The sequence below is a fragment of the Leucobacter sp. Psy1 genome, assembly GCF_020096995.1.
In the GTDB taxonomy this organism is placed as follows: Bacteria; Actinomycetota; Actinomycetes; order Actinomycetales; family Microbacteriaceae; genus Leucobacter.
In genome coordinates, this window is the sequence record NZ_CP083692.1 from 861691 (window position 1) to 885283 (window position 23593).

The following is a 23593-nucleotide window of genomic DNA, read 5'->3' on the forward strand; positions in this document are numbered from 1 at the left end:
ACCCCAGAGGAGCATGCAGCGATGACGAGCGTGCACGAACTCATCACCACGGCCGCCACCCGCGAAGCCGAGCGCGCAGCCCCCGCGCGACCGGCTCGCGGATCTCGCCGGCCGATCGCCCTGCGCTCGACCGGTGTCAGCAGTTGCGACAGCGGCCTGGTGCGCGACCCGTGGGCCATCGACCAGGATCCCGGGTACGGGCCGGGTGCCTCCGTCGAGGATCGCGCGCCGCGCACCTCCCCGCGCCAGGGGCCGCTGCCCGACGAATACACCCGCGCCGCCGAGGCGGAACTCGAACAGCGCATCGTGGCCGCGAAGGCTGAGCTCGGGGATCGGGTGGCGATCCTCGGTCACTTCTACCAGCGCGATGAGGTCGTGCAGCACGCCGACTTCGTAGGTGACTCGTTCATGCTCGCGCAGGCGGCGAAGCAGCACCCGGAGGCGGAGGCGTTCGTGTTCTGCGGGGTGCACTTCATGGCGGAGACCGCCGACATCCTCTCGGGCCCCGACCAGGCGGTGATTCTGCCGAACCTCGCCGCGGGATGCTCGATGGCCGACATGGCGAACATCGACCAGGTCGAGGACTGCTGGCGGCAGCTCACGGCAACCCTCGGCTCCGAGCCAGATGCGGACGGCCTGCAGCCGGTGATCCCGGTGACCTACATGAACTCGTCGGCCGCGATCAAGGCGTTCTGCGGCCGGAACGGCGGCATCGTCTGCACCTCGTCCAACGCGCGAACGGTGCTCGAGTGGGCGTTCGCGCGCGGTCAGCGGGTCGTCTTCTTCCCCGACCAGCACCTGGGTCGCAACACCGCGAAGGCCATGGGTGTCACGGAGGAGCAGATGCCGCTGTGGCGCCCGCACCTGCCGCTCGGCGGCAACTCGGCGGAGCAGCTGCGCGATGCGCGGGTGATCCTCTGGAACGGGTTCTGCTCCGTGCACAAGCGCTTCACCGTCGCCCAGATCGAACAGGCGCGCGCTGAGTACCCCGGCGTCCGAGTGATCGTGCACCCCGAGTGCCCGGCACCCGTCGTCGAGGCGGCGGACGCGAGCGGCTCGACCGAGGTGATCCGCCGCGCGATCGAGGAGGCCTCGCCAGGCGACGTGATCGCTATCGGCACCGAGATCAACCTCGTGAACCGGCTCGCCGACGAGCACCCCGAACTCACGATTTTCTGCCTTGACCCCGTCGTGTGCCCGTGTTCGACGATGTACCGGATCCACCCCGCCTACCTCGCCTGGACCCTCGAGTCGCTGCTCGCCGGTGAGACGCCCAACCGCATCACCGTCGACGCGTCCGTCGCCGACGAGTCGCGGGTCGCCCTCGAGCGCATGCTCGCCGCACGGCCATGAGTGCTGCGGTCGTCTGCGTGGTCGGATCCGGCGTCGCCGGGTTGTCGGCCGTGCGCGCCGCTGTGCGGGCCGGGGCGCATGTGGTGCTCGTGACGGGCGATGAGTTCGCGGTGGGCGACGGCGCCGTGGGGTCCGCTGGCAATCCCGTGGGTCGCGCCGCGAACACGGTTCGTGCACAGGGCGGGATCGCGGCCGCCATCGGCCCCGACGACTCCGACGCCGAGCACCTCGCCGACACCCTCGCCGCCGGACACGGGCTCGTCGACGCCGAAGCGGCGGAGCAGCTCGTCACTGACGGTGCGGAGGCTGTGCGGTCGCTGCTCGACGAGGGGTTCCCGGCTGATCGAGACGCCTCGGGTGCTCCCGCCCTTGGCCTTGAAGCTGCGCACGGACGCCCCCGCATCGTGCACGCCGGCGGCGACCGCACCGGAGCCGTGCTCGACGCGCACCTGCGTGCCATGGTCTCCGCACTCGTGCTTGCAGGGCAGGTCGAGGTGCGCGGCCGCACGCATGTGGCCGAGCTGGTCGTGCACGGTGGCGCGGTGACCGGGGTGCGCGTCGGTTCCGGCGCGGCCGACACCATCTCCGCCGACGCCGTCATCATCGCCACCGGCGGGTACGCGGCACTGTATCCGCGCACCTCGAATCACCCAGGTGCGCGCGGATCGGGGATCGCGCTCGCCGCCCGCGCCGGAGCCGTGCTCGCCGACCTCGAGTTCGTGCAGTTCCACCCCACGGCGCTCGTCGCCCCAGACAGCGCTTCTGCGTTCCTCATCTCGGAAGCAGTGCGGGGCGCGGGGGCGGTGCTGCGCGACGGGGCAGGCTCCCGATTCATGGTCGAGGCCCACCCGCGGGCCGAACTCGCGCCGCGCGACGTCGTCTCCCGCCACATCGATCGGGTGATGCGCGAGCGTGGGGAGACGTGCGTGTGGCTGGACGCGACCGGCATCGAGCGAGACGGGGGAGCGGGCACGCTCGCTCGGAGGTTCCCCGCGATCCACGCCGCCGTCACGGGTGCTGGTTTCGACTGGGTGCGGGAGGTGATCCCGGTCGCTCCAGCCGCGCACTACACGATGGGCGGCATCGCCACCGACCTCGACGGACGCACGAACCTCTCCGGCCTCTTCGCCGCCGGTGAGGCCGCCTCCACCGGCGTGCACGGCGCCAACCGGCTCGCGTCGAACTCGCTGCTCGAAGGGCTGGTGTTCGGGGTCCGCGCTGGGGCTGCGGCGGCGGCGACCTCTGACAGCTGGAGGTTTCGCGGGCGCGGCATGCACGACCTGTTGGCCGGTGCGCGGACGGTGGTCGTGCCCTCTGGGGCGGCGGAACTCCCGACCCTGATCGCTGCCGCCACCGCCTCCCGCACCGAGTCCCGCGGGGCGCACCAGCGCGAAGATTTCTCGAAGACCGACCCAGCCCAGGCGCGGCGGGCGGCGATCCGGCCAGTGATCGCGCGGGCGACGCCGATCCGGCGCTCCACCCATCTCGCGACCGAAGGAGCCCGTTGATGCTCACCCCGCACCTGATCGAGGCCGGGGTGCGCGCCGCGCTCGCCGAGGACGCCCCGTGGGGCGACCTGACCGCCGAGCTCGCGATCCCCGCACATGCCCAACTCACCGCGCGCTTCGTCGCCCGTGAGCGCGGGGTCTTCGCCGGTGGGGAGGTGCTGCGCGCCGCCTTCGCGCAGACCGACCCGCGGATTGCGGTGTCGGTGCTCGTCGCCGAGGGGTCCGCGTTCGAGGCGGGTGACGTGCTCGCCGAGATCGCCGGGCCTGCCCGCGGCGTGCTCACGGGGGAGCGGGTCGCCCTGAACTTCACGCAGCGCCTCAGTGGCATCGCGACGCTGACCGCCGAGTACGTCGCCGCGGTCGCCGGGACCCGCGCCCGCATTGCCGACACCCGCAAGACGACGCCGGGGCTCCGCGCATTCGAGAAGCACGCGGTGCGTGCGGGTGGGGGAACGAACCACCGGTTCGGGCTCTCCGACGCGATCATGGTGAAAGACAACCACCTGGCCGCGCTCGGCGCCGTCGACGCCGCGACCACGACCGCCGCGTTGCGGGGCCTGCGGGAGCGGGCCGGGCACACGACCGCGATCATCGTCGAGGTGGATCGCCTCGATCAGATCGAGCCGGTGCTCGAAGCGGGAGTGACCGGGATCCTGCTCGACAACTTCTCCATCGAGGATCTCGCGGAGGGAGTTCGCCGCGTCGAAGGGCGCGCCGTGTGCGAGGCGAGCGGGGGAGTGTCGCTCGACACCGTCGGCGCGATCGCCCGCACCGGGGTCGACGTGATCTCCGTCGGCCGGCTCACGCACGGCGCCCGCGCACTTGACCTCGGACTCGATGCCGTGTGAGTACTGGTCTGTTTCCTGCGTACCTGGATGCGTCGGCGACCGCTCCGCTGCGACCCGAAGCGCGTGAGGCGATGCTCGCCGTCTGGGACGGCGGGCCCGGCAACGCGTCGAGCGTGCACTCCTTCGGGCACCGTGCACGGACCGTCGTCGATGAATCACGGGCGGCGCTCGCCGCAGCGTTCGGCGTGCGACCCAGTGAGATCGTCTTCACCTCCGGCGGCACCGAGGCCAACAACCTCGCGGTGATCGGTGCGGCGCTGGCGCGGCCGCGCGGGCGGCACATCGTGACCACGCCGCTGGAACACCCGTCGGTGTTGGAATCTTGCAGGTTTCTTGAGCGGGTGCACGGGTTCGAGGTGTCGCTCGTGCCGGCGGATGGTTCTGGTCTGGTCTCTGTCGCCGATGCGGTGTCGCTGGTGCGCCCGGACACGACGCTCGTCTCTATCGGCCTCGCCAATGCCGAGATCGGGACGGTGCAGCCGGTGGGGGAGATCCCTGCAGCGTTGGCGTCTGCGTTCCCCGGCACCGGTGCTGTTCCCGGCGACCGGCCGCTGTTCCACATTGACGCCGTGCAGGCGGCGGCATCGCTCCCGGTGTCGCTGGCTAAAGGTGCGTGGCCGGGTGCTGGGGTCGACCTGATGACCGTGGCCGCGCACAAGTTCGGCGGCCCCCAGGGGGTCGGGGCGCTGATCGTACGTCGCGGGATTCCGCTCGAGCCCCTGTTGCACGGTGGTGGGCAGGAGCGCGGGGCGCGATCCGGAACGGAGAACGTGGCCGGCATCGCCGGCTTCGCCGCGGCCGTGACTGCCCTGCACCGGGATGGCGTGGGCACGCGGGCGGTCGCGCTCGCATCGAGTCGCGATGCGCTGGTAGGGAGAATGCTCGCCCGCGTGCGGGGGGCGCAGCTCACCGGTCACCCGTCGGAGCGCCTGCCGGGGCACGCGTCGTTCGTCATCGCGGGGGTGAGCGGAGAGTCCGTGCTCGTCGCGCTCGACGCGGCGGGCTTCGCGGTGTCGTCGGGATCGGCGTGCGCGGCGGGATCCGACGAGCCGTCGCCGGTGCTGATAGCGATTGGCGTCGATCCTGATGTGGCGCGGACGGCGATCCGGTTCTCGCTGTCGGCGCCCCTGGATCTGTCGGTTCTGGATCGCCTCGTCGATATCGTGGCGCGCGAGGTGGGGGAGTGAGCGTGTGGCGTCCGGCTCACTGAGTGGGAATGCCTCTGTCTTTTCGGTGCGTTGTGGGCGAGGATGAGGTCATGGGAGACGCACACGGACCGATCACGCATCTGGAGACGAGCGAGAGCTGGGAGCGGCTCCGATCGCAGCACCTCGGCCGAATTGTCACCCGCGTGGGTGACGTGGTCGATATCTTCCCCGTGAACTATGTGGTGGATGGGGAGTCGATCGTGTTCCGCACGGCCGAGGGGGGAAAGCTCGCGGAGCTCACCGTCAACGAGAACGTGCTGTTCGAGGTCGACGACTACGACGCGCTGCAGGCGTGGAGCGTCGTCGTGCGGGGGACGGCGCAGCGGCTCGAGCAGGGTGAGGAGATCGCGGACGCGGAGGACCTACCGCTGCGACCTATGGCCCCCACGCTGAAGACGAACTTCGTGCGCATCACCGCCACCGAGGTCACCGGCCGGCAGTTCGAACGCGGCCCCGAACCCAACCTCTTCGAGGTGCAACCGTACTGATTCTCGGGTCCGATTTCGGCGTCGTGGCGCGGATTCGCGCGGGCGTCGGAATGTGACTAATATGGAGGGGTTGCCTCGGGAAGTTTCTGGGGCATCGCGGGCTGTGGCGCAGCTTGGTAGCGCACTTGACTGGGGGTCAAGGGGTCGCAGGTTCAAATCCTGTCAGCCCGACGAAAAAGCCCAGGTCAGATACTGTTTCTGACCTGGGCTTCGTCGTGTCCGGGACTGTTCGTCTTCGCCACCGGTGCCGTCCGAACTTTCCGCTTGCATCGCCTCCCGTGGTCGCCTCAAGCCGCCCTGGTTGAACACCCGGGACCAAACCGGGACGAGAAGCCCATTTCCGGCCTCACAGGTCCCGATCGTCGCGACTACGCTTCGACTTCCCACGCCCCTCGCCAGACAACGGCTCGGGCCCCTCTGTCTGGGCGTCGAGGAACCGGTTGGCGAGCGCCCCGGCCTGGAAGATGTGATCGAGACCGGGGTGGAGGTAGCCCTTGGTCGTCTCGATCGACTTGTGGCCGAGGATCTTCTGGAGCACATGCAGCGAGATCCCTGCATCGGCCATCCAGGTCGCTCGCGTGTACCGCAGGCCGTGTCGAGACAACTGCAGCAGCCTCATCTCGTTGACGAGCTCGTCCCACTTAGTAGCTCGGCTGACGTTCGCGGTCCTGCGCCGCGCAACCTGTTAGTCAGAGCGGATCTGATTAGTAGCAGACGATCGCAGAGTTACGAAATGCGTTTGGCATGTACTCTCCGAGCACTGCTACCAGGATGCGAGCCTTTGGTCGTGACGCACATGATTCCCGCCGGGGCCAAACACGTGGGGGAAAATGAGTCGAGAGGAGTCTCGCACCCTCTGCGGTCGCTGCCTCCCTGAACCTTCGGCACGGGCGCACGACATCATCGACACCTACTTCAACCACCACCGCATCCACAACGGCGACACCGACACCATCACCGACGCTGCCTATGCGGCGTGGCGAGCCGACACCCGGGCAGGGCGGGCGTCGATTCTGATCGCGGAGACGAACGAGACCGTCACCGCCCTGAACAACCGCGCCCGCGCCGACCTCATCATCGACGGCACCATCACCTCAGTGAAGGAGATCGAGCTGCACGACGGCAGCACCGCCTCCGCCGGCGACACCGTCGTCACTCGGCGTAACGACCGACGGCTCCGCAACCGGCACACCTGGGTCCGCAACGGCGACCGCTGGCAGATCACCCACGTCCGAGACGACGGCTCCGTCACCATCCGACCCGTCGGGTGTCGGTTCGGTGGAGCGATCATCCTGCCTGCCGCCTACGCCTCAGAATTCTTAGATCTCGGATACGCCGTCACCGCGCATAGGGCGCAGGGCGTCACCACCGACACCGCTCACACGGTTGTGACGGCGACGACGACGCGAGAGAACTTCTACGTCGCCATGACCCGCGGACGCCACGCCAACCACGCCTACGTCGTCACCGACCAGCCCGACCACGATCACCAGCATCCGCACCCCAGCGACAACACGGACGCCACCGCGCGATCCGTGCTCTACAGGGTGCTTCAGCACGTCGGCGCCGAACCGTCAGCTCATGAGACCATCGCCGCCGAGCAGAAACGGTGGGGTTCGATCGCGCAGCTCGCGGCCGAATACGAAAAACCATCGCCCAAGCAGCCCAACACGACCGCTGGGCCGGGCTCCTTCGCGCATCTGGCCTCACCGACGAACAGACCGACGATGTCCTGACCTCAGACGCCTACGGGGCGCTGTCTGCTGAGCTTCGGCGAGCAGAAGCTAACCACCACAACATCGATGCTCTGCTCCCGCGCCTGATCCAGGCCCGGCCGCTCGGCGATGCCTACGACATCGCATCCGTCATTCACCACCGCGTTGAACGCGCCACCTCGCGTCCCGCCGGCTCCGGCCGAACCCGCCGTGCACCGCGTCTGATCGCCGGGCTCATCCCAGAGGCCACCGGCACCATGACAGAGGAGATGCGGCGCGCCCTCGATGAACGACGCGTGCTCATCGAGCAACGAGCAGCTGTCTGCCTCGACACCGCGCTCGCCAGGGGAGAACCCTGGACCGACGCTTTGAGTACCCCACCCACGAGGCCTCGCGAGGCGTCGCTGTGGCGCCAGCATGCGATCGTGGTTGCCGCTTACCGAGACCGGTACTACATCAGGAGCAGCGCTCTCGGCGATGTAGTCGAGGAAGCTCAGAGGACGGACGAGGCTCGGGCTCGAACTGCCCTTAGTGAGCTGTCCACATGACAACAGCGTCCAGACGCGCGTCGCCTAGTTGCCGAGATCGGCTACGGGATCGTATAGAAGCTGACGCTCAGGAAGACTAGATCGGCTCCCTCGTAGCTCCGGATCAGTTCACTTCGTAGACTTGAGACTATGTCAAAGCAGGTGAAGGACTCGGCGAAGCAAGATCGAAAGGGAATCGCTGCAGTGCAGAAAGTCGTGACGACCGACCTCGATTGGTTGTTCCGCGAGCAGCCGACCGATGACTATGGCATTGACGCACAGTTTGAAGTCGTAGAGAGTAATGCTGCTACTGGGCGGTTGCTCGCCGCGCAGATCAAGTCCGGCCCGAGCTATTTTAGGAATTCTCGTCCTGAAGGATGGTGGTTTTCGCTCGATCGCGACGACCTCGGCTATTGGCTTGAGCACGCCTTGCCTGTAATCGTCGTCATTTATGACCCAGATTCAGAGGCCGCTTACTGGCAGGCGGTTAATGATCGTACGGTCGTCACTGGCAGCCGAGGTGGAAAAAAGATCCTCATTCCTCAATCCCAACAGCTTGCTTCCATGTCGCGCCCAGAGCTGGCGCGAGTTGCGTCTGGAAAACCTGAGGAACTTCGGCTCCGACAGCTCCGCTTGGCTTTACCCTGGATGAATCTGCTGCGGAGCGGGCGACGGCTCTTGATCGAAGCTCAGGAATGGGTGAACAAGTCATCTGGCCGTGGGGACATCCGGATCATCTCGGTCGATGAAGATAATGAAGATGCTCAGGAACTAGGCTCGTGGTTCATCATGGTCGGCTTACGTCCTTACGAGGAAGTTCTTCCATCCCTGGTGCCTTGGGCAGATGCTGTGCTTCATGAAGAGACCTACGATGAGGCTGACTACGAGGCTTGGCAAGATGAGTGCGTCCGCTATGACAGCGAAGGTGACAGACTTGTCTCCGAACCATACGAGGAGTGGCGCTCTGGGCGAATCGTTGATGGCATACTCCGTCCTTTTGCCAATGGTGCCGGAGAGGTTGATTTCTGGCGGCTAGAGCTGGTGCTGAACGATCTCGGGAAGGGATTCCTGGCTGTGGAACGATATCTGAAGGGCGACGGCTGGATTCTGACGCCGAGGCTAGAGGACCACTAGCAGGTTTTCTCGGTCGCTCCCGATTTTGAAGCTTCGTCGTATAGTGGAAACGAGGCGGCCTCTAAATATGCGCTGCCGCTCGTCGTGACAGTATGGCTCCACTGCTCGCGGGTGAGTCCTTCAAGGTTCTTGTCGCCGAGACCACGACAGGACTCCGCCGTGCTCCGACTCATCTGGACATTCAGCGTCCACACCCGCAACTTCCTGCGCCGCTACATATGCCCACCAACCGGCTCCTCGACGCGATCCGCACCTGTCGCGGCCTCAAATGGAGCGTCCCAGCGATGCTCCTCGCGATCCCGTACCTCCTCGCCGCAGCCGTCTTCCGAGACCTCATCGAAGGAGGCGGACCTGAATGGCTGCACCTCCTGGTTCTCCTGTGCATCTGGAACGCCATGAAGCTGACAGTCATCGGTCCGTTCAGTCTGGTCCTCCTAATCCGCACCAGGGTGTCCGAAGGAATCGAGCAAGGAGCTTCTTCCGCGCATGCAAATCCTCGTGGATTCCCTGCCGTCGGACGCTCTACTTCTTTGGAACATAACGAGGATGGCCTGCTGAGAAAAGAACACAATCGCCTCTAAGCAGGTAGCTATTTCGAGTTTGCAATATTCCCATTCCGGCGAAATGTGGATTGTGAGATAATTGGAAGCAGATCGCAGCGTCCCGGTCGAGCCGTCCGGCTCCCGCCTGCGACAGCGCAGCCCGATCAAGGGCGCGGCTGCGCTAGCAGTGTCGGAGCTCGGCGGTAGCGTTGAACACGCATCCGATGAGAACTTTAGACGCGCCCTCAGCGTGGAGGAGAACCAGCACAACATGACAATGTTCAGCACTAGGTGGTCGCACGGCCCCGGCACTACCAAGCTTAACCGTGACGACCGCAGCCAGGGGGTCACCCGATGACCCCGTCGGTGCCGAACGAGACGCGAGATCCTCATGCAGGACTGCTCGCTCAGCTTCGCGATCTTTTGCCGAGTGCTTTCCTGGATGGCGATCTTGACCGGGACGCGCTGCTTGACGCGCCCAGGACCGACGAGACGAAGCCTACCTTCTCTCTCAGCTGGCCCGGCAATGAGCGAGCCTTTCAGGACGAGCGCGTCTCTGTGGGCGAGTACTCGCCCGACTGGATCATTGCCTACGACGAGCACGGTACCCAGCAGCTTTACCTCGTCCCCGAGGCTAAGGACACCCGCAACCTCGACTGGAACGAGGCGAGGCGCATCCGCTTCGTAGAACACCCCTTCGACGTCGCAGCGGTAGGGTCGGTCGACTACGACTGCGCGACCGACAACCACGCGCTGCTGATTGGCGGAGTTGGGGGTGAGGACTGATGGTGGAGAGCGACGCGGACGATCCGCAAATTACCGACGGCCCCGGAAACGGTGCGTCGGTAGCCGATCCTGTTCTTCCTCTCTCGCTGATGAATCGTGACCGATTCCTGGCGCTGTTCTACGACCCGAAACGCTTCGACATCCACACGAAAACGGCCATGCACCTGCATGTCCTGCGTATCGATGGTGGAGACTTCGCGATCAAGCCGCTGTTCAAGGAGCTGGTGAACAACAGCATCAGCTACGTGCTGTCGCGGCAGAACCTAGGCAAGCTCACGAGCGATCTCAGCCGCATGGGCGAGTTCTTCAGGAAAGCACAGATCCAGTTCAAGGCACCGGATCCTAACGCCGGCGAAGGCGGAGAACTGCTCCTCTACTCCTTCCTTGAAGGTCACCTTGGGGCACCGAAGATCCTCTCGAAGATGGAACTCAAGACGTCGTCAGAGCACTACGTGCACGGCACCGACGGCGTACACCTGCTAGAGGTTTCTCCGGGCGACTACCAGCTGATTTTTGGAGAGTCCAAAATGTACGGCGATGCCGCCGGGAGCGTCGGGTCGAGCGCTCGTCGTGGTGTGAAGGCAGCCTTCGCAAGCATTGGTAAGGTTCAAGAGGATGACTTCGATTTCGATACCTGGCTCGTCGAATCCGAGCTTCTCAAGGAGAGTCTCGACGACCACAAGGTCGAACTTCTGGCATCGATACTCTTGCCACCGGCCTCAGGGGCGTCAACGATAACGAAGTCAAATGCATTTGGGGTGTTTATCGGCTTCGAGCTGGACGTGACCACCTACCCGTTCGCAGACCATACGGCCGAGGAGATTGAGGCACATCTGCGCGACCTCGCCCTCGCGGCGATAGCCGCTGAAGTTGACACCATCAAGACTGAGATTCAGAACCGCGGGCTTGGCGGATACCAATTCCACATCTATGTCGTGCCGTTCCTGAAACGAAATGTCAATGGAACTGTGCGCGGCATCGAGGACATCCGAATTGGCCTCGCGTCTGAGCTCAGCGGTAAGAACCTACGCCCACCGAAGGAAAAGACGAAGAAGTGACGTCGCGTACGGCTGCTGATCTACTCAGCGAAATGATCCTCCAGCGTGCGGACTTTCAATCCGCTTACGGCGGTCTTGAGCACACCGTCGCGGAGTCGTTCCTCTCGGGCGATGTGACCCAGGTACTGGATCCGGTCGATGCTAAGCACCTCTTGCGCTATGCCGACGTGCTGTCGCACTCCAGCGATGCGCATCATCGGGAGCTGGCCTACACGGCGATTGCGCTGCTTCGCGAGTACGACAGTGCTGTGGGGCTCGAACAGGAATTGCGTGATCGGGTGCTCGCGGTCGCGGAGGCGGTGCTTGTTCAGCTCGGTAACTTTCCTGGAATCCGAACCCTGCAGAAGGGTGTCGGCAGCCGCTACGCACTACCACTGTCTCGCGGCGCACTACGCATCGCGAAGGAGGTGCTGCAGCGCACGAGCATGGGCGATGCGACACTCACTGATGCGCAATATGCGATCACGGAGAAGATGCGCGGCGAGGACTACTTCAGTTTCTCGGGACCTACGTCGCTCGGCAAGTCGTTCATCATCAAGGACGCGCTTTACGACATCGTTCGCCGAGACGAGCTCAACGACCACTGCGTCGTTGTCCTCGTGCCCACGAAGGCACTCATCGGCCAGACGGCAGCGGATCTCAGAAGTCTCCTGTCGGAGGTTCCTGAAGTAAACGTCGCGACCTATCCCTCGCTTCCGAAGCTGCTACGCCAGAAGTACCGGCGCACCATCTTCGTACTGACTCCCGAACGATTGCTCCGTTATCTGGCTGATCCAGTGCGCGAGATTGATTATCTTGTGGTCGACGAGGCACAGAAGGTCATCGCCAAGAACGATGCGCGCAGCTCGCTCTACTACCATGCGATCGTCGAAGCAACCCGTCGGTTCGCGACGAAGCTCGTCTTCGCATCGCCGAGCATCGCGAATCCAGAGCTGTTTCTGGAACTGTTCGGTAAGGCAACCAACGGGGCGTTGGCTGTCAAAGAACGGACGGTGGCACAGCATCGATACTTCGTCGATCTAGTCACTCAACGTCAGTACTACTTTTCGGGGATAGACGCGACACCACAGGAACTCGAAGCCCCTCCTAGGCAGACGGACGTGGTCGATCTCATACTCTCTCGGAGTGGGGATCGAAAGGCAATCATCTACATCAACGGCTCCTTGAAATCTGCGGAGTTCGCACTTCGGCTTGCGGAGCGTCGTGGCGTGGTGTCGGATGAGAAGCTCGATGAGCTGATCAAGCACGTTCGCGAGTACGTGCACAAGGACTATTTCCTAGCGAGCACTTTGAGTCGTGGCGTCGCCTTCCATCACGGCAAGATGCCCCAGGAAGTGCGTGAACGGGTCGAGCGAGCATTCGCGGATCCCGAGTCCCCGATCCAGTTCGTGGTCTGCACGTCCACGTTGCTTGAGGGAGTGAACCTCCCAGCGAAGAACATCTTCGTTCTTAGTGACAAGCACGGCAATAGCTCGTTTACGAAGATCGACTTCGAGAATCTCGCTGGCCGCGCTGGTCGTCTCACCTACGACTTCTCCGGCAACGTCGTCTGCGTGCGCGAAGAGACAAACCGCTGGGCTGACACGACCCGGGCACTGATTCCCCGGGCCGAACCCGCTCGCGCTGAAAGCTTCCTCGTCAATCCTGCGAACAACCGGAAGAAGGAGTACACGGACATCGCGCGGATACTGCGAGGCGATAGCCTGCCGGGCACGCCGTCGGCAGATCAGCAGCGAAGTGTTGAGCAGTATGCATCCATCCTGACCCTGCATCAGCTCGACAACCAGCAGACACCGCTCCGGAGCTACTTCCTCGACAAGGTCAAGGATGGGCGCGAGCTACTCCGGAAAGCGGCCGCTTCGGTGAAAGTGCCAACCGATGTGTTGCGCCGCTCCCCGAACATCCCTCCGGAGTACCAGGACCGCGTGTGGGCTGATCTCACCGGCGGCTCTGCCGCACCCCTCGTCGCTGAGGACGCAGACCTCGCCGACGTCAACACGTTCCTCAACTTACTCAGCCGCCTTAGTAACCTCTACGTGTGGCGAACGACTGAGGTTTCGGGAACAGACCCCCTGATGCCCAAGAACGCCGATGCTGACGGCTGGGAACGCCGTCTCTACTATTGGGCGCTCCTCATGCGCGGTTGGGTACGAGGCGATCCGATCAACCGGGTGATCTCCAGCTCAATCGCGTATTACGCCCAGCGTGGATGGATCACCTACCGCGACTACTCGCGTGAAGAGAGTCTCGTCAACGAACCTTTTGACCGAAACTCGGCGAAGCACGTTAACCTCATCATCGAGTGGACCCTGCGGGACATCGAAGGAGGCCTACGGTTCCGCATCATCGGGTACCTGCAGAACTTCTTCGATGTGAGCCTCATGGCACTCGGAAGAGATAGAGCCGGAGTCAACGTTGCGACGCTTGTCGAGTATGGCACGACTGATCGGCGGGCGATTCAGCTCCAAGAGGTGGGGTTCGGTCGGTCCGTCGCGACGGAGCTTCTGGCCGATCACGCCGATGCGCTGCAATTCTCTGCCGATGATGAACTCGAAGAGTTTGACTATGAAGTTGTGCTGGTAAACACCACGCTGTCGGACGAGGCGCGGGCCGAAATCGAGAACATCATGATCAAGGTGCAAGTTGATGCCACTGCGACGTAGCCGCAGAGCGGCGGTACCTGAGGCGGTGGAGGTTCCGGTGACGCTTGCGCCGACCTGGTCGTCTTCCTCACCGAAGCCGCTCAGGATGTCGGAGACCAACCGTATCGTCAGTTCGGGCGCCGAAGCTTGGAGGAAGACATGACATCCGACGGATATTCTTTCCCCGTCGCAATCTCGCGGCTCACCGAAGGCGAGACCTCGCGCGAGCCGCAGAACATCCGCGCAATCAAGTGGCTGCTTGACCAGCCCGGTCGATCCGTTGCAGTGGTTACACCACAGAAGCAGTTCCACGGCGACAGCCTGAAGCGCTTAGTAGCTCGGCCCGGAGTGCTGCATCTCAGCTGTCGAGGCCTATCGGTGGGATCGCTCTCGGGGCGCCGAGTGCTCTATGCCTGGCCCGACCGCAAGCACTTGAACGAACTGTGGGACGTCGATGCGGAAGCGCTCGCGGTCATCGAATGGAACGAGAACGAGACCGCCGAGTGGATCGAGGATGCCCGGCCGATTCAGCTTCTCCAGGGCAAGACCGTGCAGCCCCCCTCTCCGTCAGGGGACGATGCCCCGGAAGCGTCCGAGCCGCTGCCGAATGGTGTTGAAGAGATCTTGGAGCACATCGCGGCATGGGCGGCGGGCTACTCCACCGGGCTGAAGCGGAACGAAGAGGACAAGCTCAAGGCGGACATGATGAACCGACCGGAGCGGTGGGGGCCTATTACTGTTGAGCAGGTGCGAACGAAATGCCGGGCACTCGGGATGCGGCCGGACGACGTTGACACCGTCGCGGGGTTCCTGCAGCGACGGAAGGAAGGCCGGCGCTTCAACGTGCAGAGCTCGTACCGCACGTTCCATTTCACTTAGGAATTACGTCATGGCAAGCGAGCAGAAGCTGTCGAGGCACCAGGCGATCAGCGCGGAAGCTCAGCAGATGCTGGCGCTGGGGGAATCGGGGCGCTTCGAGTTCAAGCGTGACGATGATGCGGTATCGGTGAAGCTGCTTGCCACGCTGGCCAACTGGGTCGCTCTGGACCCTGATCGAGAGGTAGCCCACCTTCTGGTGGGCGTCGACGAGATCGAGGATCCAGCGACTGGCCTCGTTTCCGGAGAACCGTGCGGTCTGGCGAAGGGGCTCGATAGGACGGTTTCTCGTATCCAGGATCTTGCGAGCAAGACTCGTCCGGTGCCGGTGGACGCCTTCATCGTCGAGGAAGACGTCTCGGGTGAGAAACCTTTCGTGCGCGTGGAAGTGCGACCCACCATGCCGCCGCACTTCGATGACGAGGGGCGGCGCCAGACCCGTCAAGGCCGTTCTACTCGGGCGCTGACAGATGACGAGTTGCTGCGCGTCTACCTTGATCGGGAGGCTGGGAGTTTCGCTGCCCGATTCCGGCAGACCAGCGACGAGCTTCGTACGGCTGTTGGGGCGATTGGCGGCCAGGTGGACGACGTCGCTGCGGCGATCGAGGAGAACATCGCGAAGCCGATCCGCGTTGGCCCCATTGGGGGTGTCGCCTTCGCAGGCTGAGGTCATCGTGGTGCTGGGTCAGCACGGTCCCAAGACGCTCAAGGGCCTCGGTGAACTGTTGATATGCGAGACGGGAAGTCCGAGTCGACTCGTAGATTCGCTGGTGCAACGTGGTCTCATCGACCGCACCGATAACCCAATTGATCGGCGACAAGTTTTACTTCAGCTGACGAAAGATGGACGTAAGCTCCGACCTCAGATCGAGGCTGTTGAGGTGCTACTCGAACAGAAGCTGCAGCAAGCCTTCGACGATGCTACGCAGAGCGACGTTGTACATCGGATCCGCCTCTTCCTGGGGGATACTAACGTCGGTGCTGCGTTGCGCCGTCGCTTCGGGGGGCGACCGCAGGTGAATGCGGGGGCTTTGATACGTAGTGAAAGTTTCCGGTAGCACAGGCGTGCCTCGACGCGCCCTCGTTCACTGAACGCTCTTTCGCGGGAACCGCTCGCGTCTGTGCGCCTGCGCGCTTGATGGCTATGCACTTCTCGATGACGCGCACGTTGAGATCTCGCGATTGATCGCTCCGCGACGCTTCAGTCGAACGACGCCTTCGACCCATCATGCCGGTTTGATCGCCGATGGGCCCTCTCTTTCGGAGCTGCGCACCTGCTCGACCGGTTGGCCGATGACGACCGTGCCTGTACCCGAGATCGTCTCAAGACCGATCGATAGGCGACCATGACAGCGAATCGACATGGGCTTCTGCCTCTCTATAGGGGCGTCAACCGAATAAAGTCAACCCATCCAAAATATTCACCTCCGTAAAATAAGATCGGCTCGTGAACGATTTCGTGGCGTATCGAGATTTCCTCGCCGACGACAGCCGACCGCAGCGACGCCTCGCGCGACAACATGCGCGGCGAACGAGCTGAGGAAGACGAGTACGCGGAAGAATGAGCGAAGTTCAGATGCTGCGGAGTCTCTCCGCCTTGCGCAACGCACCACGCATCTTGCAAGCGTTTCCGCTTGCGGATGAGCTCGCACGAGCCGCGAGTGCCGTGAGGGAGGATGAGGGTGACGAGGGCGTTCGGCAGTTGATCGCAGCGCTCTCGGATCCGGATCACGTGACGGTCATCGCTGCCGTCTACGCGCTCGCGTGCCTCGATAAAGGGAACGGCACAGAAGAAAGTCGACGGGCGTTGGGACGCCTCCGCACCGACGACCGCGCATTCGTGCGCGACCATGCGGTAGCGGCGATGCGCGCCAGCGCGCCGATGCCGACGAGCGTGCCCTGGCTGCTGGACTGCGTGGGCGAGGGCGGCTTCCGGGGTATGCAGGCCCAGCGTGTGCTGGAAGCATGGGCGAATCGGGCGGCTCGGGGGAGCGCTCCCGAACTCGTCGCGCCCTTGACGGACGCCGCGGTGCGGTCCCCAGGCCCGGTGAGGGCGCGAAGGTATATCGAGACGCTCGGACTTTTGCGAGATCACCGAGCTGAAGCGGCACTGACGGATCTCGCTCATGACGCATCTCTGTCTGATGACTCACGTCACACCGCGCAAGAAGCGCTCGCGTATCGCGAAGATCTCGCCTGGCTCACCTCGGAGGGGCGCCGTCCGTCGCCGCACGCGCTCACCGTCGCTCAATCGTTCATGCAGGGCGAGATCGACCCGGAACTGCGGAATTCGGGAAGCGGTTCGACAGGGGGCATCTCGACCCTGCTCGTCGGGCTCGGAGATGCGCTGTGCACGACGACAACGAACGGGTCCGTGCAGGTGCTCACCATCTCCCGGGGAGGCGGGGCGAACGGACGAGTGCAAGAAACCCCGACTCTTCGGGCTTCGCGCAACCCCGGCCACCGCTTCGCGCACATCGCTTTCGAAACTGACTTGCCGGGAGAGGCTGCGCCCTCGCAAGAAACCCGGCGCAGTGATCCCTGGTCGGAGTACGCGGCACTCAGACGCGGTATCCTGCGCAGTCTCCGGCAAGCAGGTGGCGTCGACGTCATGCACCTCCGGATGGCGGATGTCGGCACGCTCGCCGCGTGGGATCTCGCCGCTCTCCCGCAGTTGCCCGTCGTGTTCACGGCGGCTCCCGATCCTCACGCACTCATCGAGGCGATGGAACTCTCCGGCGATATCACGCGCGAGAGCTTCGGCGACCGGGACGCTCGGGAGCGGCTCTGGGCGAGGGGACAACTGGTGCGTCAGCTCGCGCAAGACGCGGCGCACACGGTGCTGCTGCCGAGAGCGGACGTTTCAGGCGATGCGCTCCGACTCCTCGGCATCGACATCGATCAGGATCCGGAGCAGTTCTCGGTCGTCGCAGAAGGTATCGACCTCGCGGCGAGTGACCGCGCAGGTGATCGCGCGTGGCGGCATCGTGCGGGCGAAGTGGCGAAGGAGGAGAAGGGATCGCCCGCCGATCCGCCCACGGTGGAACCGACGGTTCACGGCGCAGTGGACGAGGACGACCCGATCGAGGTATTGCGAGAACTGCTCGGCGAACTGCCTGAAGAACGGCGCGGGCTCCCGCTCATCGTGACCGTGGGGCGCATGCATCGCGTGAAAGGCATGGCGACGCTGGTGCAATCCTGGGCGCGAAGCGAACTGCGTGACAGATGCAACCTGCTCGTCGTGGGCGGGAACCTCAAGCTTCCATCGGGGGACGAAGCAGAACAGCTGCAGCAAATCGACCTCGAGATTCCGCGTCCACTCCAAGCGGGCGCAGGTCTACTCCTGTCCGGGCATCGACCCAATGCGGTCGTCGCTGAGTGGGTCGCGGCAGTCCGATTCGGTCTCGCCGGCTACGCAGCGTCCGGAGGGGTGTACGTCTGCGCCAGTGTCAAAGAGGAATTCGGGCTGGCGATCATCGAGGCGCTCGCCGCCGGAGCGTTCGTGGTGGCACCGGTCAGAGGGGGTCCCAGCACCTACCTCGATCAGGGTCGTACCGGCCTGCTGTGCGACACCACTGATCAGGCGAGTCTCGCACGAACGATCGGCGAGGCCCTCGACCTCGTCGGCTCGCCGCAGGCGGATGAGCGTGCTGATGAGGCCCGCCAGATGGTGAGAGAACGATTCTCAGTCCACAAGATGGCGGAAGCGCTCTCGGCGATCTACCGGCGTGTGCAAAACCTTCCCCCGAACGTCGACTGCGCGGAACTGGAAGGCAGCACCCTACCTCGAACAACCTCAACCGAAAGAGCTCTATGACCCTGCTCATCATCAGCCCCGACTACGCATCCCATCTCTACCCGCTCGCAGCGATGGGGAGATCGTGGCAGGAACGAGGCGAGCGCGTCGTGGTCGCCACGGGCCCGGCAACGGCATCGATCGTGGAAGAGTTCGGGTACGAGCATCTCGAGCTCGTACTCGGAAAAGGATCGAACCCCGGCACGATTCGCGTGGAAGATCAGCCCGCCGGCGAAGACGACCTGCTCGACGGGTTCTTCCAGGCGACACGGAACGGCATGGTGGCTACCCTGATGTATCAGGCCCGCGCGCGACTGCACGACCTCATGTACGAACCCGTCGACGCGGCGAGACGGGTCCTCGAGATCATCGGCCAGGTCGAGCCCGATCAGATCCTCGTCGATCACCTCGCGTTCAGCGCTCGCGTCGGACTGCACGCCGCCGGAATCGACTACATCGACGCGGTTCTCGGGCACCCGTCAGCCCTACCGCTCGCGGAAGCCGGTGAGGTATACGGTTACCCGACGGCCTGGCCGACATCGTTCACCCCGAGGTCGGATGAGCTCGAGGAACTCGCGGATCTCTGCGCGCGTGTCAGCGAGAACTTCACCGAGGAGTGGAACCGCGTAGTGGTCGAGCTCTCTCCGGACATCGGCGCCACTCGCTCTGCTTCGCGCGTGCAGCCACGTCTCTCAGAGAACGCTTTCTCCGAGCGCGGGCGTACGCTCGTCCACAACTATCCGAGAGAACTGATGTCGGCGGACCGGCTCCGGTTCATGCCCGAAAGTGTCTTCGTCGGAGCTTCGATCCGAGATCTCCCGGGGAGCGCTGATGTAGACGAGTGGATTCAGTCGTCGGACGCTCCCTTCGTGTACGTCAGCTTCGGAAGCTTCCTTTCGGCCCGCGGCGACGTCTTGAAAGTGGTGGTGGAAGCCCTGCGAACGAGCGGCGTCCGCGCCGCGATCGCGCACGGTTCGACTCCGGTATCCGACCTCGGCACCCTCCCGCCTGACTGGTTGGTCGCCGAGTTCCTGCCTCAGGTGACGCTGCTCAAGCACGCCGCTGCCGCAGTGAGTCATGGTGGCAACAACAGCGTGACCGAGGCGCTTGCGTTCGGGGTGCCTCTGGTGGTTCTCCCGTTCTCGACTGATCAGTTCGCCGGAGCGGCTGCGCTCGAGCAATCGAACCTGGGTATCGTGCTGCCTCCGAACACCGCAACATCCGCCGAGCTCGCCCGCGCAATTGCGACGGCTCTCGACATGCCAGCTGAGAGCCGCGAACTGCTCGACGCTCTCAGGAGAGAGCAGCGATCGAGTGTGGACCTCCACGAACTGACATCTGAGCATCGATAGTGAAGCAGACGTGAGCGACCCCGGCCCAGATCGGCATGAATATCGGACCTGTGGCCCAGAGTACGTTCGTGGCGGTCGCGGGGACGATACTCCCGCTCGGGCCGTTCGACGCATAGCGTAGAGGGTAACGTCACGAGGAGGGGAGTCTGCATGAGCAGCGCAACTGGGTCTCGGCGCGCGAGGCCCGCATTGATTGCTCCCGCCGTGGTTGCGCTGCTACTGACCGGGTGCTCCGCGGTCTCGGAGCGGGGCGGAGTCGAGCAGGGTGGAGCCGAGCGGTCGAGCACGGCCGATCCCGATGCGTCCACGCACACAGTGGCTTCAGGGCTGGAAGCACCGTGGTCGGTCGCGTTCGCCGGTGACATCGCACTGGTCAGCGAACGCGACTCCGGACGCATCCTCGAACTGGACGACGACGGTGCGGCGCGAGAGGTCGGCACGATCACGGACGTCACTCCGGCAGGGGAGGGCGGCCTGCTCGGCATCGCCATCCAGAACGACGACCTGTACGCCTACTTCACCTCGGGCGACGAGAATCGCCTCGAGCGCTACGAGCTGACCGGGGAACCGGGGTCGTTCGAGCTCGGTGAGCCGGAGAGGATCCTCGATGGAGTAGACGCGGCGCGCTTCCACAACGGCGGACGGATCGCGTTCGGTCCGGACGAGATGCTGTACGTCACCGTCGGCGACGCGGGGAACGCCGCCCGCGCGCAGGACCGCGACTCGCTGTCGGGTAAGATCCTGCGGCTCACACCGGAGGGCACTGTGCCCCCGGACAACCCGTTCGACGACTCGCCCGTCTACAGCCTTGGGCATCGGAACCCGCAGGGTCTGGCCTGGGATCGGGATGGCACTATGTACGCCTCAGAGTTCGGGCAGGACACCTGGGACGAGCTCAACGTCATCGAGGCCGGCGGTAACTACGGATGGCCCGAGGCCGAGGGCATCGCCGACGACGATCGATTCATCGATCCCGTTCAGCAGTGGGAACCGGCCGAAGCCAGCCCCAGCGGTATGGCCGTAGCCGGCGAGGCGATCTGGATCGCGAACCTGCGCGGCGAACGTCTGCGCGAGATCCCGCTGACCGACATCGCCGCCTCGACTGAGCACCTGGTCGGCGAGCGGGGTCGGCTCAGAGACGTCTCCGTTGCCCCCGACGGGTCGCTGTGGGTGCTGACCAACAACACTGACGGCCGCGGCGATCCCGGTGAGAGCGACGACCGAATCCTGCGCCTCGAACCCTAATGCCTCACCACCCGGTAGAGTGAGGCGCACTGTCGCGGCGCTCGCCGGAGAACCTGGCTGCGGTGATCCAGAGGGGCGAACGAAGAGCACTTCGATTACCCGCTCGACTTCTTGGTGATCGATTTCCGTGAGCTGCCCGACTTCTATCGCGTGCGCCGCAGCGCTTCGAAAGCTGAGCTGCGATCAGGGGTGAGAGCGGCAGCAGGATTCGGTGTTGGTCATCACTGCAGTGACGCTGACACCTGATGGTGAAGAAGTCCCTGGAATCCGCCGCGGGTGGAGTTTGGAGTCAGTACCCCACGCAGACCTCACGCACCTGTGAGCCACACCCAGTCGACGGGGCGAGTGCTCATCAACCTGATGCCTGGGGGAGTGACGCTCGAGCGATGTGCAGCGCGAGGTATGCGACCTCCTCGTCGGGCACGACCACGTCGTACTCCCGCTTGATGAAGGTGCGCACGCGTTCTGCGGTGGTGACGGAAGCGGGATAACGCGCGCGCATGGTCTCCAATAGGACGTCGTCTTCGCGAAGCATGCGTTTGGCGAAGAGGTGTTCCACCGAGGAGGCACGATCGCCTGCTCGACTTCTCGACCGCGGTCACCGGCAATGTGTTCTTCGCGCCCACAGCGGAAACCCTGTCGCAGCTCGATTCGTAACCGCCCATCCGTGGCGCGCGGATTCACGGACAAACGGCGGGGCCCGTGGGCTTCGTGAGCCGATAGAGTCGGAGTACTGGACCCCTGAACGTCGGAGGTGACCCGAATGTCGGACATGGAACACGAGTACTGGTACAACCTGACCACGCACGAGGTCGAGTACGGTTTGCAGTCGCCGGCCGTCGACCGTGCCGGCCCCTTTGCCACTCGGGAAGAGGCTGAACGGGCTCCCGAGACGATCGCGGCGCGGTCGCGGAAGTGGGCTGAAGAGGACGCACTCGAGAACGAGTAGTGATGCCCATCGGCAGGTCATGGTGGAGGGCGTCCGCACCGTCGCCCGGCAAGATGCTGCGCTCGATCACGGCGTTCGCCGCCGCGTCGGGCTGAGCCGATCGAGAGGGGCGCCGTGAAAAAGTTCGATTACTCGCTCGACTTCTCTGCGATCGATTTTCGTGAGCGGCCCGACCTCTACCGTGTCGGTCGCGGCGAGCAGGGCGTGCTCAAGGTCGAGCCGTACAAGTCGGAGATCTTGCCCCACTGGCGCTTCAAGGATCCCGACGTCGCACGAACCTCGAGCGAGGAGATCTGGCGGCTCTTCGAGAAGTACCTCGACGATGAAGATTTCGTCGGCGCCGATATGGCGCGCAAGTTCTTGCAGATGGGGTATACCCGGGCCAGACGATACGCCAACCACCGCGGGGGCAAGAAGTACGACGGTCCGGTGCCCGACGACAAGAAGGGGCAGAGCGGCGCGCACGGCAGGACCGAGAAGCCGCGCGACGCTGAGGATCCGGTGAAGGCCGAATCCGCGCGCATCTTCAAGGCGGCGTGGGATCGGGCGGCGGCCGATCCTCGATATATCGCAATGCGCGAGATTCACCGGGAGCGCTTCGAAAGCTGATCCGTGCTCGGCGACGACGCGCGGTCTGCGAGCCCGTCAGTTCGCGGCCCGGCTCATCAACGCGATCACCTCGCCGGCCGCTCGGCGTACCGGGCGCCTGCGCAACCAGACCAGGTGCACGGGCATCGCGACGCCGTTCGTGATGTTGTCGAACTCCAGAATCCTCACGCGTCCCTGCGCGACCGCGCCCTCGACAGCGTCACGGGGGAGGTTGGCCCAGCCCGCGCCGCGCTCCACGAGTCCGAGTGCGGCCTCCACCGAGTCCACCAGCCAGCGGCTGTCCGAGACGAGGTGACGCGGATCCGAGACGGTGTCATCGGGGCCGCTCACGACGATCTGGCGACTGTCTCCCAGATCTTCGAGGCGTCGCAGATCAGTGGGGAGCCCCGGAGTGGTCGCGGTGGCCGAGGCAACCGCCACGAATCGTGTGTCGGCGACGTGGGTGAATGCCTCCTCGCGGTCGACACCCGGGGGCATGGCGAGGAGCGCCAGGTCTGCTCGTTCCTGATGAAGCATCTCGCGCACCTGCTCCTGGGGGAGCCGGAGGATGTGCAGTTTCAGGAGGGGGTAGCGGCGACCGACCTCGGTGAGGGTGTCGAGGAGGTGATGATCGGGAACGCCCGATGCGATCGCGACGGTGAGCGTGCTCTCCAGGTTCTGCGAGAGTTCGACGGCGTGCACCTGCAGGAGTCTGAGGCGGCTCGCGACGGAGCGCGCGTGGGGCAGAAGTGCCAGTGCCTCGGGGGTGGGCACCGCCTCACGCCGGGACCGATCGAATAGCGGGTACCCGAGCTCGGCCTCGATGTTCGCGATGCTCATGCTCACCGCCGATGGCACACGGCGAAGTGCACGTGCTGCTCCGGAGAAAGAGCCGTGGTCGACGACGGCGAGAAAGAGTTCGATGCCATCGCTGGAGAGGGACATATATCTATCAACTTTTCTGAAGGGAACTGACTT

19 protein-coding genes, 1 tRNA gene and 2 pseudogenes are annotated in these 23593 nt (G+C 64.5%); 19 read left to right on the forward strand and 3 right to left on the reverse strand.

Annotated features, from left to right (window positions below; genetic code table 11):
* Positions 1 to 21 precede the first annotated feature (21 nt).
* From nadA to K8P10_RS04005, 6 genes are all read left to right on the forward strand, one after another.
* On the forward strand, positions 22 to 1353 hold the full coding sequence (gene nadA / locus K8P10_RS03980; protein ID WP_224780512.1) for a quinolinate synthase NadA: 1332 nt from the start codon (positions 22 to 24) through the stop codon (positions 1351 to 1353).
* The gene (locus K8P10_RS03985) at positions 1350 to 2861 is read left to right on the forward strand and encodes an L-aspartate oxidase (RefSeq protein ID WP_224780513.1); all 1512 of its coding nucleotides are present in this window, start codon (positions 1350 to 1352) and stop codon (positions 2859 to 2861) included. The genes nadA and K8P10_RS03985 overlap by 4 nt, the downstream gene beginning before the upstream one ends.
* Positions 2861 to 3709 (forward strand): carboxylating nicotinate-nucleotide diphosphorylase, encoded by an 849-nt coding sequence (nadC, locus tag K8P10_RS03990; protein WP_224780514.1) that lies wholly within the window; start codon positions 2861 to 2863, stop codon positions 3707 to 3709. Before K8P10_RS03985 ends, nadC begins: the two co-directional genes overlap by 1 nt.
* Positions 3706 to 4896: a cysteine desulfurase family protein gene (locus tag K8P10_RS03995; RefSeq protein ID WP_224780515.1), complete on the forward strand. Its 1191-nt coding sequence runs from the start codon at positions 3706 to 3708 to the stop codon at positions 4894 to 4896. The genes nadC and K8P10_RS03995 overlap by 4 nt, the downstream gene beginning before the upstream one ends.
* Before the next feature lie 71 nt (positions 4897 to 4967).
* A complete protein-coding gene (locus K8P10_RS04000; RefSeq protein WP_224780516.1) occupies positions 4968 to 5405 on the forward strand; it encodes a pyridoxamine 5'-phosphate oxidase family protein in 438 nt (145 codons plus the stop codon).
* 97 nt (positions 5406 to 5502) lie between these two features.
* Positions 5503 to 5576: transfer RNA gene (locus tag K8P10_RS04005), tRNA-Pro, on the forward strand.
* Positions 5577 to 5751: 175 nt separating this feature from the next.
* Here the strand turns inward: K8P10_RS04005 and K8P10_RS04010 are convergent.
* Positions 5752 to 6036 (reverse strand): annotated as a pseudogene (locus tag K8P10_RS04010) (tyrosine-type recombinase/integrase); the annotation flags it as partial.
* 236 nt (positions 6037 to 6272) lie between these two features.
* Here K8P10_RS04010 and K8P10_RS04015 point away from each other — a divergent pair.
* The 11 genes and pseudogenes from K8P10_RS04015 to K8P10_RS04070 form a co-directional block, all read left to right on the forward strand.
* A pseudogene (locus K8P10_RS04015) lies at positions 6273 to 7668 on the forward strand (conjugal transfer protein); the annotation flags it as partial.
* Positions 7669 to 7797: 129 nt separating this feature from the next.
* Positions 7798 to 8781 (forward strand): DUF4365 domain-containing protein, encoded by a 984-nt coding sequence (locus tag K8P10_RS04020; protein WP_224780518.1) that lies wholly within the window; start codon positions 7798 to 7800, stop codon positions 8779 to 8781.
* Positions 8782 to 9677: 896 nt separating this feature from the next.
* Positions 9678 to 10109: a hypothetical protein gene (locus K8P10_RS04030; protein WP_224780519.1), complete on the forward strand. Its 432-nt coding sequence runs from the start codon at positions 9678 to 9680 to the stop codon at positions 10107 to 10109.
* A complete protein-coding gene (locus tag K8P10_RS04035) occupies positions 10109 to 11167 on the forward strand; it encodes a DUF1837 domain-containing protein (RefSeq protein ID WP_224780520.1) in 1059 nt (352 codons plus the stop codon). Before K8P10_RS04030 ends, K8P10_RS04035 begins: the two co-directional genes overlap by 1 nt.
* Entirely contained in the window at positions 11164 to 13830 is a 2667-nt protein-coding gene (locus K8P10_RS04040) for a DEAD/DEAH box helicase (RefSeq protein ID WP_224780521.1), read from the forward strand. The genes K8P10_RS04035 and K8P10_RS04040 overlap by 4 nt, the downstream gene beginning before the upstream one ends.
* 138 nt (positions 13831 to 13968) lie before the next feature.
* Positions 13969 to 14688 carry a hypothetical protein gene (locus K8P10_RS04045; protein WP_224780522.1) on the forward strand — a complete coding sequence of 240 codons (720 nt, stop codon included), beginning with the start codon at positions 13969 to 13971 and terminating at the stop codon, positions 14686 to 14688.
* 10 nt (positions 14689 to 14698) lie between these two features.
* On the forward strand, positions 14699 to 15352 hold the full coding sequence (locus tag K8P10_RS04050) for a helix-turn-helix domain-containing protein (RefSeq protein ID WP_224780523.1): 654 nt from the start codon (positions 14699 to 14701) through the stop codon (positions 15350 to 15352).
* A 10-nt stretch (positions 15353 to 15362) separates the two neighbouring features.
* Entirely contained in the window at positions 15363 to 15743 is a 381-nt protein-coding gene (locus tag K8P10_RS15445; RefSeq protein ID WP_370631998.1) for a MarR family transcriptional regulator, read from the forward strand.
* Positions 15744 to 16246: 503 nt separating this feature from the next.
* Positions 16247 to 18502: a glycosyltransferase family 4 protein gene (locus K8P10_RS04060; RefSeq protein WP_224780525.1), complete on the forward strand. Its 2256-nt coding sequence runs from the start codon at positions 16247 to 16249 to the stop codon at positions 18500 to 18502.
* Positions 18499 to 19833, forward strand: a complete 1335-nt coding sequence (locus K8P10_RS04065) for a glycosyltransferase (protein WP_224780526.1) — start codon at positions 18499 to 18501, stop codon at positions 19831 to 19833. The genes K8P10_RS04060 and K8P10_RS04065 overlap by 4 nt, the downstream gene beginning before the upstream one ends.
* Positions 19834 to 19983: 150 nt before the next feature.
* A complete protein-coding gene (locus K8P10_RS04070) occupies positions 19984 to 21078 on the forward strand; it encodes a sorbosone dehydrogenase family protein (protein WP_224780527.1) in 1095 nt (364 codons plus the stop codon).
* Between the two features lie 352 nt (positions 21079 to 21430).
* Here K8P10_RS04070 and K8P10_RS04075 read toward each other — a convergent pair whose 3' ends face one another.
* On the reverse strand, positions 21431 to 21613 hold the full coding sequence (locus K8P10_RS04075; protein WP_224780528.1) for a PRD domain-containing protein: 183 nt from the start codon (positions 21611 to 21613) through the stop codon (positions 21431 to 21433).
* Positions 21614 to 21841: 228 nt separating this feature from the next.
* Between K8P10_RS04075 and K8P10_RS04080 the strand changes: the two genes are divergently transcribed.
* Positions 21842 to 22027: an SPOR domain-containing protein gene (locus K8P10_RS04080; protein ID WP_224780529.1), complete on the forward strand. Its 186-nt coding sequence runs from the start codon at positions 21842 to 21844 to the stop codon at positions 22025 to 22027.
* Between the two features lie 114 nt (positions 22028 to 22141).
* On the forward strand, positions 22142 to 22636 hold the full coding sequence (locus tag K8P10_RS04085) for a DUF4385 domain-containing protein (protein ID WP_224780530.1): 495 nt from the start codon (positions 22142 to 22144) through the stop codon (positions 22634 to 22636).
* Positions 22637 to 22672: 36 nt separating this feature from the next.
* Here the strand turns inward: K8P10_RS04085 and K8P10_RS04090 are convergent, their stop codons facing one another.
* Entirely contained in the window at positions 22673 to 23560 is an 888-nt protein-coding gene (locus K8P10_RS04090) for a LysR family transcriptional regulator (protein ID WP_224780531.1), read from the reverse strand.
* Between the last annotated feature and the right edge of the window lie 33 nt (positions 23561 to 23593).

Bases quoted from the DNA above. Each gene is read 5' to 3' on its own strand.
- nadA (WP_224780512.1), top strand. From the start codon at position 22: ATGACGAGCGTGCACGAACTCATCACCACGGCCGCCACCCGCGAAGCC.
- K8P10_RS03985 (WP_224780513.1), top strand. From the start codon at position 1,350: ATGAGTGCTGCGGTCGTCTGCGTGGTCGGATCCGGCGTCGCCGGGTTG.
- nadC (WP_224780514.1), top strand. From the start codon at position 2,861: ATGCTCACCCCGCACCTGATCGAGGCCGGGGTGCGCGCCGCGCTCGCC.
- K8P10_RS04000 (WP_224780516.1), top strand. From the start codon at position 4,968: ATGGGAGACGCACACGGACCGATCACGCATCTGGAGACGAGCGAGAGC.
- K8P10_RS04020 (WP_224780518.1), top strand. From the start codon at position 7,798: ATGTCAAAGCAGGTGAAGGACTCGGCGAAGCAAGATCGAAAGGGAATC.
- K8P10_RS04030 (WP_224780519.1), top strand. From the start codon at position 9,678: ATGACCCCGTCGGTGCCGAACGAGACGCGAGATCCTCATGCAGGACTG.
- K8P10_RS04035 (WP_224780520.1), top strand. From the start codon at position 10,109: ATGGTGGAGAGCGACGCGGACGATCCGCAAATTACCGACGGCCCCGGA.
- K8P10_RS04045 (WP_224780522.1), top strand. From the start codon at position 13,969: ATGACATCCGACGGATATTCTTTCCCCGTCGCAATCTCGCGGCTCACC.
- K8P10_RS04050 (WP_224780523.1), top strand. From the start codon at position 14,699: ATGGCAAGCGAGCAGAAGCTGTCGAGGCACCAGGCGATCAGCGCGGAA.
- K8P10_RS04060 (WP_224780525.1), top strand. From the start codon at position 16,247: ATGAGCGAAGTTCAGATGCTGCGGAGTCTCTCCGCCTTGCGCAACGCA.
- K8P10_RS04065 (WP_224780526.1), top strand. From the start codon at position 18,499: ATGACCCTGCTCATCATCAGCCCCGACTACGCATCCCATCTCTACCCG.
- K8P10_RS04070 (WP_224780527.1), top strand. From the start codon at position 19,984: ATGAGCAGCGCAACTGGGTCTCGGCGCGCGAGGCCCGCATTGATTGCT.
- K8P10_RS04075 (WP_224780528.1), bottom strand. From the start codon at position 21,613: ATGCTTCGCGAAGACGACGTCCTATTGGAGACCATGCGCGCGCGTTAT.
- K8P10_RS04080 (WP_224780529.1), top strand. From the start codon at position 21,842: ATGTCGGACATGGAACACGAGTACTGGTACAACCTGACCACGCACGAG.
- K8P10_RS04090 (WP_224780531.1), bottom strand. From the start codon at position 23,560: ATGTCCCTCTCCAGCGATGGCATCGAACTCTTTCTCGCCGTCGTCGAC.